Origin of the sequence: Halobacillus halophilus (assembly GCF_020171985.1) — a bacterium.
GTDB classification, from domain to species: domain Bacteria; phylum Bacillota; class Bacilli; order Bacillales; family Halobacillaceae; genus Halobacillus; species Halobacillus halophilus_A.
This window is the reverse complement of sequence record NZ_JAIVAL010000018.1, coordinates 19957-32263: the sequence shown is the minus strand read 5'-3', so window position 1 is coordinate 32263 and position 12307 is coordinate 19957. Positions and strand designations below refer to the sequence as shown.

Annotated in this window: 11 protein-coding genes; 1 reads left to right on the top strand and 10 read right to left on the bottom strand. The window is 42.5% G+C overall.

What is annotated here, in order from left to right:
* Positions 1 to 7: 7 nt before the first annotated feature.
* Entirely contained in the window at positions 8 to 91 is an 84-nt protein-coding gene (locus LCM11_RS20590; RefSeq protein WP_224895450.1) for an IS3 family transposase, read from the top strand.
* A 281-nt stretch (positions 92 to 372) separates the two neighbouring features.
* Here LCM11_RS20590 and LCM11_RS20005 read toward each other — a convergent pair whose 3' ends face one another.
* The 10 genes from LCM11_RS20005 to glmU all read right to left on the bottom strand — a co-directional run bounded on the left by LCM11_RS20005 (position 373) and on the right by glmU (position 12257).
* Positions 373 to 630: an RNA-binding S4 domain-containing protein gene (locus LCM11_RS20005; protein WP_041601495.1), complete on the bottom strand. Its 258-nt coding sequence runs from the start codon at positions 628 to 630 to the stop codon at positions 373 to 375.
* Between the two features lie 2 nt (positions 631 to 632).
* Complete coding sequence (mazG, locus tag LCM11_RS20000) at positions 633 to 2099, bottom strand: nucleoside triphosphate pyrophosphohydrolase (RefSeq protein WP_224895983.1); 1467 nt, start codon at positions 2097 to 2099, stop codon at positions 633 to 635.
* The gene (locus LCM11_RS19995; protein WP_224895982.1) at positions 2096 to 3679 is read right to left on the bottom strand and encodes a polysaccharide biosynthesis protein; all 1584 of its coding nucleotides are present in this window, start codon (positions 3677 to 3679) and stop codon (positions 2096 to 2098) included. The genes mazG and LCM11_RS19995 overlap by 4 nt, the downstream gene beginning before the upstream one ends.
* 93 nt (positions 3680 to 3772) lie before the next feature.
* Positions 3773 to 4309, bottom strand: a complete 537-nt coding sequence (gene spoVT / locus LCM11_RS19990) for a stage V sporulation protein T (RefSeq protein ID WP_263622777.1) — start codon at positions 4307 to 4309, stop codon at positions 3773 to 3775.
* A gap of 226 nt (positions 4310 to 4535) precedes the next feature.
* On the bottom strand, positions 4536 to 8072 hold the full coding sequence (mfd, locus tag LCM11_RS19985) for a transcription-repair coupling factor (RefSeq protein WP_224895981.1): 3537 nt from the start codon (positions 8070 to 8072) through the stop codon (positions 4536 to 4538).
* Positions 8073 to 8123: 51 nt separating this feature from the next.
* Positions 8124 to 8354 carry an anti-sigma-F factor Fin family protein gene (locus tag LCM11_RS19980; protein ID WP_014641363.1) on the bottom strand — a complete coding sequence of 77 codons (231 nt, stop codon included), beginning with the start codon at positions 8352 to 8354 and terminating at the stop codon, positions 8124 to 8126.
* 82 nt (positions 8355 to 8436) lie between these two features.
* Entirely contained in the window at positions 8437 to 9000 is a 564-nt protein-coding gene (gene pth / locus LCM11_RS19975; protein ID WP_224895980.1) for an aminoacyl-tRNA hydrolase, read from the bottom strand.
* Between the two features lie 167 nt (positions 9001 to 9167).
* Positions 9168 to 9824: a 50S ribosomal protein L25/general stress protein Ctc gene (locus LCM11_RS19970; RefSeq protein ID WP_224895979.1), complete on the bottom strand. Its 657-nt coding sequence runs from the start codon at positions 9822 to 9824 to the stop codon at positions 9168 to 9170.
* Between the two features lie 84 nt (positions 9825 to 9908).
* Positions 9909 to 10862: a ribose-phosphate diphosphokinase gene (locus LCM11_RS19965; RefSeq protein WP_224895978.1), complete on the bottom strand. Its 954-nt coding sequence runs from the start codon at positions 10860 to 10862 to the stop codon at positions 9909 to 9911.
* A 15-nt stretch (positions 10863 to 10877) separates the two neighbouring features.
* Positions 10878 to 12257: a bifunctional UDP-N-acetylglucosamine diphosphorylase/glucosamine-1-phosphate N-acetyltransferase GlmU gene (glmU, locus tag LCM11_RS19960; RefSeq protein ID WP_224895977.1), complete on the bottom strand. Its 1380-nt coding sequence runs from the start codon at positions 12255 to 12257 to the stop codon at positions 10878 to 10880.
* Between the last annotated feature and the right edge of the window lie 50 nt (positions 12258 to 12307).

The window sequence follows — 12307 nt, the reverse complement described above, 5'->3', positions numbered from 1 at the left end:
TGATTATGTGCATTGGTTTAATAATATCCGAACTCATAGTACTCTGGGCTACTTAAGTCCAGTAGAATACAAATCTTACCACCTTAATTAAGTTGTCCAATCAAGTGTTGACATTCCAGAGGCTCAGCACAAAGGATGTTCGACTAAGACCGCCACCTCCTGTGGCAACGTCGAACGACCCTGCGTCGTGCAGGGCCGCGGAAAGCGAATCATCCCCTGGAGGACCTTCACGGTGAACCAATATCACGAAACTGAGCCTTCAACTATCCGGCCCTATTGTTGAATAAACCTATAATTTAAACTCAACAAAAAGTTTCTCCGAGCTAAAAAACAATAAACCACTGCGTGAGTATGCAGTGGTTTGTTGTTTCATTATTTGACTGGTTCTTCTTTTTTGATTTCATATAGAGACGCCGCTTCATTTTTATTTACATTTTCCTTAAGCGACTTAATCTCAATGGTTAAAATCTTCTGACCAAACTGAATGGTTAACTCGTCTCCAATGTCTACATTGCTTGACGCTTTACTTTGATTTCCATTAATACTGATACGGCCTTGATCGGCGATTTCCTTCGCCAGGGTCCGTCTTTTAATCAGTCTGGAAATTTTCATAAATTTATCTAAGCGCATCATTATTCCGCTCCTTTATGCTTTAATTTAGCATCCACCCATAATTGCTCCAGCTCGTCTAAATCATAATCAGCTAAGGACTTTCCGCCTATTTCCGCGGTTTGCTCCATGGAGAAGATTCTGGTTCTAAACTTCTGATTCGTACGCTGCAGGGCATTTTCACTATTTATTCCATAGTGCCTGCCTAAATTCGCTATGGCAAACAACCAGTCTCCAAATTCTTTCTCCATCTCTTCCTGATCTTTGTTCAGACGTGCTTCCTGGAATTCTTCCCACTCTTCTTTAACTTTTTCAACCACAGGTTCTGGAGAGTCCCAGTCAAAGCCAACTTTAGCGGCTTTCTTTTGCAATTCCTCTGCCTGTAAAAGTCCCGGAAAACTCGCAGGTACTGATTCTAGAATAGATACTGGTTTCGTACCTTTCTCTTCCATCTTAATCGTCTCCCAATTGGTAACTACCTCTTCAGCGCTTTCAGCTGTTGCTTCATCGAATACATGAGGATGACGACGAATCATTTTTTCTGTTATCGATACTATTACGTCATCCACTGTAAAAAATCCTTCATCTTCTCCAATTTGGCTGTGAAGCATAACTTGCAGAAGAACATCCCCTAATTCCTCAACCATATGTTCATCATCCTGCCTGTTAACAGCATCGATGAATTCATAAGCTTCTTCTATCAAATATTTACGTAGCGATTCGTGGGTTTGCTTACGATCCCATGGACAGCCTTCCGGACTACGCAGGATACGAATAATTTCCCTCAAACGACCAAATTGATGATTGAGTTTTTGTTTTTCTACTGGAGGAACATACACGCTGGTTAAATTGTTGACCTTAATGCTCCGGTCTAAGTCTGCCAGAGGCACCGTAGCTAGTTTCTCTTCCTTGCTGCCAGCTGCTGTAACCACTGTCACTGGATATTCGGGGGGTAAGTCTTCAAGCAGCGTCAACTTCACTTCAGAAGCCACTCCAGCGTCAGATACCTGACATAGAATGATATGGTTGCGGTACTGAATCTCTTCCCGCTTCAAATCCGTGGCATCTAAAAACTGCAAGCCTTCAATTGGATCGATTTCCAGTGATGAAAATGCAGCATCCAGATAACTGTGACCTCCTTCTATGTGAAGGTCCACCTTTCCTTGTTTTCTCTTTTCAATGAGGAGTTGTACCGTTTTTTCCGCAAGCATCGGGTGTCCCGGTACCACATAAACCATATCCTGATGCTCTGCTGCTTCCATGAGCTGCCGGACGATTTCTTTATATACGTCTTCAAACTGTGCTTTTTCTTCATAAACGTGGTCAAAGCTTTCGAAATGCAGGCCTTCTTTCTTTAATTCCTGAAGCACAGGGTGATCAGAGGTACGGACGAAAATCTCCTGGTTTTCATTCTGTAACAAGCGATATATTCCAAGGGGCAATTGATTCAGATCGCCTGCTCCAAGCCCCACGACAGTAATTCTATTCATTGTTTCATCCCTTTCGGAAGTAATCGAATCAACCATTTATGAAAAGGCAGGACTTTAACTTCATAACTGAAAAAGGCCCCTAGTCGGAGAAGTAGTATGAAATATACTCCGGCACCTGCTGCTGTTAATGTTAACGTATAAGCCAACAGTCCCAGCCGGCTGGACTCAAAAATGTCGTATCCAGCTATACTGGTGACGGCTGTCAGCAATCCTGCCATTCCTGTTAAAGCAGCAAGTAAAGCTACCCAGGGTATTCCTGCCCATTTTCTTATTGAGTAATCTTTCCCTAAGATTACGATATTTCCAAATAAAACAAAAGCGGCAGCTATTATCGTAGCAAAAGCGGCCCCCTTTAATTCGTACACGGGAATCAGCCATGCGTTCATAAGATATTTAATGAATACCCCGCTTATGACAATGACTGCTGTGTGACTCACATAACCGAGTCCCTGAAGTACAGAAGAGGTAGTAATGGAGACCGAACTAAAAATTATCACAAGCATTAATATTCTAAGAGGTCCTGTCCCTTCCGTATCTTGGAAGAACAAAGCGTTAATAGACGGGAATAAAACGATTAATCCGACGGCAGCCCCCAGTGCGATGATTAAACTGAATTTGGTTGAGGCAAACACGTACCTTTCAACTTCTTTCCGGTTTTTCACGAAACGGGTCCTCGTAACGGATGGAATGACAGCTAACGCGACGGAAGAAGCAAGCACCGTCCCCAGTTGAATCAGAGGCTGACCGCGATCGAAAATCCCCTTCCAGATTCGAGCCGTTTCCAATTCTACCCCTGCCTGGCGCAGACCTGGGATCAGGGTTAAAGAATCAACCATTTGAAAAGACAATAAAAGCATGTAATTAAAACAGATAAACAGACCATAAAAGAAAATAGGTTTTATGTATGAAAAGGATGAAGACCAACGTTTAAAAGTCCAGTTGTGCGAATGCTTAAAATAAGCTGCCAGTACCATCAAAGCTCCCACTGCTCCCAGAAATGAAGCAGCGGATGCTCCAATTCCAATGGCATACATATTTCCCCGCTTCATCACTAAAACAGCTGTCAAAATGATGATGGTGACCCGTATGATCTGTTCGATTACCTGCGAAACAGCTGTCTGTTTCATTTGATTGCTTCCCTGAAAAACTCCGCGAAATAATGAAACAAAAGGAACGATTAAAAACACATAAAAAGCAGATCTTAAAGATGGAATAAGCTTTTCGTCACCCATTACATCGGCTATCAATGGAGCCTGTGTAAAACCTACTATAAAAATACTTCCGCATATCCCCATCAACCAGCAAAAGACAGGAAGATAGAAGGAAGGTACGGAAAGGGAACGCTTTTCTTCTGTGATTTCCGAAACGAGCTTAGATATAGCTGCAGGAAATCCATAAAGTGATAATACAATAGCGAGCCCTAGAATTGGATACACTTGCTGATAAATATAAAAACCCAAATCTCCAGTTATATTTTGAAGAGGCACTCGATAGCCTGCGCTAAGTATTTTACTCAGAAGTCCAGCAACCGTTAATATAAATGCCCCCTTTAGTACAGAGGGGGAGGAATGATTGCCCATAGTTATACCTTTCTTCTTTGTATGATAGTAAACGAATCCATTATATCATACAAAAAGGTCAGATCCTTTACCTATACGGACCTGACCCTTTACCTATTCCATTTGCTTCGCTAAAAAATTGGCTGCTGTTTGGACTGCTTTATTTGATCCTTCTTCGATAGGTGAACCTTCTTTATTGAAAGCTGCTACACAACCGATGGGATCTCCCTGGGCGATTATAGGATGAATGATATAAGAAATGACATCTTCTTCTTGGCCGCGGGTAAACTCTATCGGTGCTGGGTGTTTTTCATAACTCATCGTTCTTGTGTCCATCACCTGCTCAATTTTCGAACCGATGGATCGGTTCAGGTAATCTTTTTTCGTTACACCAGCTACGGCTATATACTCATCTCGGTCACAAATCATTACAGGGACTTCTAAGGCTTCACTAAGAGCTTCTGCATATTCCTTCGCAAAATCACCAAGCTCACTGATAGGCGAGTATTTCTTTAAAATAACCTCACCTTCGCGGTCCACAAAAATCTCCAGAGGGTCTCCTTCACGAATCCTTAACGTGCGGCGAATTTCTTTTGGAATTACCACACGCCCCAGATCATCAATACGGCGTACAATACCAGTTGCTTTCATTCTTATGCTGCCTCCCTTTCTGTGATGATATTCCTGTTATTATCCTTTTGAAGCGCATGGAGAATAAGCGGGTGATTAAGGATAGTATGGTACAGCATAAAAAACCTATACACCCTTGGTATGGATTTTTTTATAAAAATTCCGTTTTCTTGCAAATTTTAACTTGAACATTCCTGAATCATCGCATAAAAAAGAGGCCCTCCTGCTTGGAAGACCTCTATTCTAATTAAGCTGTGGTCGTTTCACGAATCATGGATGGAAGCTGACTTAAGAACTCTTCGACGATCTCATACCGCTTAGCCTGCGGTTGACGATCCCATTTAAAGGTGACTTTTAACTGGTTATCTTCCGTGCCCAACTGTACGATACGACCATATTTATTGGCGTACTCAAACAGCTTTGCTCCGTCAATCAGCTGACTTTGGTCTGAATCCATGACCATTTCGAGTTTCCTTTTCTTCTCCGTGATGGATTCAATCCGTGCCTGTTTAGCAAAGAGGCGAATGGAAGTAGCTCTGAATAAGTTCTCCACTTCTTCCGGATAATCTCCAAAACGATCAATCAATTCATCACGTAAATCATGCACGTCTTCTACAGATTCCACTGCCTGGAATTGTTTATACATATCAATCTTCTGCTTTTCATCCTGAATATACGTGCCAGGAATATATGCATCCATCATCATATCCAATTCTGGCTGGAACGGTTGCACGGCTTCAGGTTCTTTGCCTTGTCTTTTCGCTTCAATCGCATCCTTCAGCATTTGAGAATACATATCAAACCCTACGGAATCAATAAATCCGTGTTGTTGAGATCCCAATAAATTTCCTGCTCCTCGTATAGAGAGATCCCGCATGGCGATTTTAAAACCTGATCCTAATTCGGTAAATTCTTTAATAGCCTGGAGACGTTTTTCAGCTACCTCCGTCAGTACTTTATCCCGTTGATAGGTAAAGTAAGCATAAGCCACACGATTCGAACGGCCTACGCGGCCACGAAGTTGATAAAGCTGGCTTAAGCCCATACGATCCGCATCGTAAACTATAAGGGTATTCACATTCGGAATATCGACTCCTGTTTCGATAATGGTGGTACTCACAAGGACATCATATTCCCCTTCCAAGAAGGAAAACATAACATTCTCAAGCTCCGTTTCATTCATTTGGCCATGAGCGAATGTTACGCGAGCTTCGGGAACAAGTGCAGCGATTTCCTGAGCCATCCGTTCGATATTTTCCACTCGATTAAATAAGAAAAAGACTTGCCCGCCGCGCGCCATTTCTCGTTCAATCGCTTCCCGCAGGAAGATCGGATTATATTCAAGAACATACGTTTGAATAGGAAAACGGTTCGCAGGCGGTGTTTCAATAACCGATAAATCGCGGACGCCGAGCATGGACATATGAAGTGTTCGAGGAATTGGGGTAGCTGTTAATGTGAGAACATCTACATTATGCTTCAGCTGTTTGATTTTTTCTTTGTGTTTTACGCCAAACCTCTGTTCTTCGTCTACAATGAGCAGCCCTAGATCTTTAAATTGTACATCTTTTGAAAGAATTCGGTGGGTGCCCACGATAATATCCACCAATCCTTTTCTGAGTCTGTCTGTCGTCTCTTTTTGCTGCTTGCGCGTGCGGAAGCGGCTCATTAATCCCAGGTTAATGCCAAACCCTTGGAAGCGTTCCTGAAGGGTTTCATAATGCTGCTGAGCCAATATGGTGGTAGGTACAAGAATTGCCACCTGCTTGCCTTCATAGATGGCTTTAAAGGCTGCGCGAATCGCTACCTCCGTTTTCCCATATCCGACATCTCCACATAGCAAGCGGTCCATAGGTCGAATACGTTCCATATCTTCCTTAATTTCTTCTATACAACGCACCTGGTCATCGGTTTCCTCATAAGGAAAAGCGATCTCAAAATCTTTTTGCATTTCGCCATCCTTACTGAACGCGTGACCTTTAGAAGCTTCCCGCTCTGCGTAAAGCTGAATTAGATCATCAGCGATATCCTCTACTGAAGATTGGACCTTACGCTTGACTTTATTCCACTCACTGCCACCGAGCTTGTATATTTTAGGCTCTTTCCCTTCAGAACCCACATATTTTTGAATAAGATCAATTTGGTCGATCGGGACATAAAGCTTATCGTTACCTGAATAATTAACCATTAGAAAATCTTTATGATTGCCATTCATCTCAAGTGTTTCAATACCTAAGTATTTACCAATCCCGTGATTAGCGTGGACGATATAGTCACCCACTTTAAGCTCCTGGTAATTCTTGATGCGTTCAGCATTGGAGAGCTTCTGCTTACGTTTGGGCTTGGCTGTACGGGTTTTAAACAGTTCATTTTCGGTGAGAACGGCCAATTTATGCATAGGCCATTCAAAGCCGCTGCTGATATTCCCGATAACAATTGTCGGCTTCACAAGAGGCAGTTTAACGTCTGATTTAGAGATCACAGCTTCCATATCATAATCCTCTAGCACCGACTGAATCTTTTCACTGCGATTATGATCAGGAGCCAGAATAATAACTGAATAATCCTGCTTCTCCCACCGCTCCATTTCATTCTTTAATAAATTCATCTGCCCATGAAATTGCTGCATTTGACGGCTTGAAATATTAACTACATTCTGAGGGTGAGTATTTGGAATATGACGCATAAATACGGACATATACAGGGTAGGATGCTTCATCTTGGCCCATGTGTCCTGCCAATCAAAAGAAATATTCAAATCGCGGACCGTCTGGTTTGCTTCTAATAAGCTTTGATGCCATTCCGCTTCTTCCTGATCAAGACGGTTAGCGGTTTCTTGAATACGGCTCATCTCGTCCAGAACCATTAATCCATTCTCAGGAAGATAGTCTAGCAGACTTACAGACTCTTCATAAAAATATCCAATGTATTTATACATCTCCTGAAAGCGTTCCTGATCTTTCAAACGGTCCAGGTCCTGCTCAATCACGGTGTTCAAGGTTTCTTTTGCATCCGCTTTCGTCAACTTTTTCAAGGAGTGGCTGAGAGCATTTTCCAAGCGATGATAGGCCCTCGTAAAGTCTTCCTTATGCAGCAGTAATTCCGTCGCAGGTCCTACCGTAACTTCATTCAGTTTATCGTGTGATCGCTGGGTTTCCGAATCAAACGTCCGAATTGAATCTACTTCCGTATCAAACAGTTCAATCCGGTATGGAAATTCTGCCGTTAACGGATAAATATCAAAAATTCCCCCGCGCAGGGAGAACTCTCCAGGGGTAGCTACCATTTCTGTACGCTCATACCCCATACTTACCAGCTGCTCCAAATACGTGTTCAGCTCAATATCCTCCCCAACACGAAAAGGGAGCTGATTATGCTCCCAGTAGGATTTTGGCGGCATGATGCGTTTTAGAGCAGCTACAGGGACAATAAGAATCCCTTTATCTTGCTTCAGCCAGTTGCTCAAGGCCTCAATTCTCTGACTTCTTAATTCAGGACTTGCAATCGCAATTTCAGAGGCGATCAGTTCGTTTACGGGATATAATTGAACCTGGCCCTCCTCGGTCAGTTCTTGCATGTCCTCATACAACTGCTGGGCTTGAATTAATTGATGGGTAACAAGCAGAACAGGACGGTCCAATGATTCCTTAAGCAAGGAGATCATTAAACTCCGGGATGCTCCAGACAATCCTGCAACCATTTGTTCCTTCATCCCTGATTCAAAGCCCTCTATGATTGAATGGACATCATCCTGGGGATATAAGTAATCTTTAATTCCTTGCATAACGAACTCCTCCACCATCAAGGCCTACCGCTTCAAAAGGTCGCTCTTGACTTAATGAATAAAAAAATCTAACTCATGATAATGTGGATGTTGATCCAAGGTCTCTTTACATGAATCGCATATCGTACGAATATTTAAATCACCGTTAGCATGCATATGAACCATTTGCTGATGATCTTCTTCGTTTAATAAGTCCAAACCTAATTGAGATACATCCACATGCTTTGCATCTAATTCACCTACTTGACGCTGACAGTGCCGGCAATAATAATGAATTTTCATTTCCATCCTCCTTCAAAGCTGATGGTCATTAGTTTTGCCGGCTTGTATTAAGCTTATACTAAACAAGGTAAGACTTAATTATTTATGTCGCGTTAAAATCATTCATAACTTCGTTAAAAGGCTGGGTCATCCACGCTTCACATGCTTTCACAGCAGTGTCTATACTTTCAGATACGGCCTCCTGTTCCTGTTTAGCAAACGTTCCAAGAACATAGTCCACAACGGAAACAGGGCCGTCCGGCCGTCCTACCCCTACTCGCAAACGATTAAATTCCTTAGTTCCTAAATGGTCAATAATATTACGGATGCCATTATGCCCGCCGTGTCCGCCTTTTTTACGCAAACGTATCTTTCCGGGAGGAAGATCCAAATCATCATACACAACGAGAATATCGTCTGCTTCCAGATCGAAAAAATTCATAAACTGAACCAGAGATTCCCCAGACAGATTCATAAACGTCTGAGGTTTTAACAATAGTATTTTTTCACCATTTACATGTTCTGTTGTATATATCCCCCGGAATTTCGTCTGTTCCAAGGACCAATGATTTTGCTTGACCAGCTCATCAAGAATCATAAACCCGATGTTATGACGCGTTTTTGCATATTTCTTACCTGGGTTTCCAAGACCTACTATACATTTCATTGCAAACTTCCTTTATCCAACATAGTCGTGCTCTCCTTAGTATAACAAAGGTTGATTAAAAATAATGTCAGTTTATATCGAGCCTGAAAAACAGCCCTTAATAATGGCGCTTTAACATAGAAAAAAGGCGGGCCTTTTGGCCACGCCCTTTTTTCAACTCAGGATTATTATTCTTTATCTTCCTTTTCTTCATCCTGATCCTCATCATCACTTTTCTCATTGATGACTTCCGGCTCAGCATCTTCATCAGCGATTTCAGGCTCTTCCGGTACTTCTTCCGGAGGAGTAACTGCAACAATCGTTGTATCTGGATCTTCTGTGATTTCATATCCACGGGCAGATGTAATATCACTTACCAGAATGCTGTCCCCGATGTTCAATTCAGAAACATCGATTAGAATTTCGTCAGGAATGTTAGCCGGTTTCGCACGAACGGCCAGATCGTAAAGTGGCTGCTGCAGAACGCCGCCTTCTTTACTTCCCGCTGCTTCCCCTTCAAGGTGTACAGGTACTTCAACGTCCATTTCCTGGCTCATGTCCACGATATAGAAGTCCGCATGGATTAACTCATCTTTTAGAGGGTCAATCTGGTATTCGTGCAGCATAACATCTACACTGTCTTTACCTTCTATATCAAGTGAAATGATAGCGTTCTTACCTTCATCACGTACTGTTTTAAGCAATTCGATGCTGTTAACAGAAACAGTGATTGGCTCTTTATCTTTCCCGTAAACTACGCTTGGTACGTTACCTTCCTGTCGCAATTCACGTGTCACTGATTGTTTTAATTCGTTTCTTTGAGATGCTTTTAATGAAATAGACAAATTACTCAACCTCCAATTATATACCAGTCATCTGGTCTTTTTCCCGTTTCGCTCAAACGTTAAACCTATTTTCTCATAAACTTCTTAATCAAACAAGATACTGATGGATTGGCGTTCATGAACTCGAATGATCGCTTCACTGATTAAACCGGCAACGGATAGTTCAGTGATTTTTTCGCTTGCTTTATCTTCACCAAGTGGAATGGTATTCGTAACGACCAGCTCTTTAATCTTAGAGCTGTCAATGCGATCAATTGCAGGACCGGACAGTACAGGGTGAGTACAGCATGCGTACACTTCTGTGGCCCCATTCTCAACTAATGCATTCGCGGCGAGTGTAATTGTTCCTGCCGTATCAATAATGTCATCAATGATAATGGCCGTTTTACCTTCAATATTCCCAACGATATTCATAACTTCAGAAACATTCGGCCGAGGGCGTCGTTTATCAATAATGGCGATTGGCGCTTTCAGGCGATCGGCCATTTTACGAGCACGCGTTACACCACCGTGATCTGGTGAAACGATAACCACATCTTCAAAGTTCTTCTCTTCAAAATAATCCGATAAAATCGGAACGCCTACTAAATGGTCAATAGGAAGGTTAAAGAACCCTTGAATTTGAGGAGCATGAAGGTCCAGCATAAGGACGCGGGAAGCTCCGGCTGTTTCCAGAAGATCCGCTACCAGCTTAGCCGTAATTGGTTCACGTGCACGGGCTTTACGATCCTGACGTGCATAACCATAATAAGGCATGACGATGTTAATCGTTCTGGCTGAAGCACGCTTCAAGGCATCAATCATAATCAGAAGTTCCATGATGTGCTGGTTCACAGGTTCGCATGTAGATTGAACGATGTAAACGTCGCAGCCACGGATACTTTCTTCGATGTTAATTTGAATTTCTCCATCGCTAAAGCTTGTTACCGTACACTTACCTAATTCCACCCCGATATTTTCAGCAATTTCCTTTGCCAATTCAGGATTGGAGTTCAGTGAGAATACTTTCAGTTTTGAATCCTTATATCCAGTTGCCATGGAATGAACCCTCCGTTACTCTTTTTTATTCGATTTCATTTTTGCAGCGTAACCTTCTTTATTGGTCTGTCTCGCTCTAGCGATAGATAAAGCTTCAGCAGGTACATCCTCATTGATCGTAGAACCCGCTGCTACATAAGCGCCTTTTCCGACAGTTACAGGTGCTACTAAATTAGAGTTGCAGCCTATGAAGGCATCATCCTGAATTGTGGTTAAGTGTTTATTATGTCCATCATAATTCACAGTTATTGTACCACAACCGATATTCACTCCATCTCCAACTTCTGCATCCCCGATGTAACTGAGGTGGGAAACTTTACTTCCGCTTCCGAATGAAGCTTTTTTAACTTCAACAAAGTTACCTACTTTCACGTCATCACCAAGCGAAGAAGCCGGACGGATGTGAGCATAGGGTCCTACCTGCACACGTTCACCAATTTGACTGTCAGCTGCCACACTTTGTTTCACTACGGTGCCTTTTCCGACAGAACAATTCGTTATCGTTGAATGAGGACCTATCACCGCATCCTCTTCGATGATCGTGTTCCCTTCAATAACACAGCCAGGCTCTATAACAACATCACTGCTAATTTGTACGTCCGGACCGATATAAGTCTGGTCAGGATCAACGATCGTAACACCATTTCTCATATGGTGCTCATTAATACGCTGTTTCATTAACTTTTCTGCTTTAGATAGTGCCACTCGATCATTTACTCCTAGTGATTCAGAAAAATCAGGGGTTTGATAAGCACTGATTGTATCGGATTCGTTCTTAAGGATCTCAATTACGTCTGGCAGATAATATTCACCTTGCGCATTATCATTTGCAACATTCTGCAAAGCTTCAAAAAGTTTCTGGTTATCAAAGCAGTAAGTACCTGTATTGATTTCCTGGATCGCTTTTTCTTCTTCAGAAGCGTCTTTCTGCTCCACGATTCGCTCTACTTGCGCATTGCCGCCCCTGATTACGCGGCCGTAACCTGATGGATCATCTGCATGGGCTGTAAGTATAGTGGCTTGAGCATTTTGTTCATCATGATGATCCAGAAGCTTTTGCAAAGTTTCGGCTGTTAATAAAGGGGTGTCTCCGCACACAACGACGGTAGTGCCTTCTTTATCAGCCAGAATATCCTCTGCCTGTAGAACCGCATGGCCTGTCCCGAGCTGTTCTTCCTGAACGACATAGTGACTGTCTTCACCCAGTTGATGCTGAACTTTTTCAGCTCCAAATCCAACGACCGTAATTAGTTCGTTAAGTTCCAGTGTATTTAGTTGATCAACGACGTGCTGCACCATAGGCTTACCGCACACAGGATGCAAAACCTTATATAGTTTTGATTTCATGCGAGTGCCTTGGCCTGCTGCCAGCACGACAGCATATCGGTTAGTCATGAACGTACCTCCATCCTATTTATCCATTATGAATAATATCTTAAAATCCT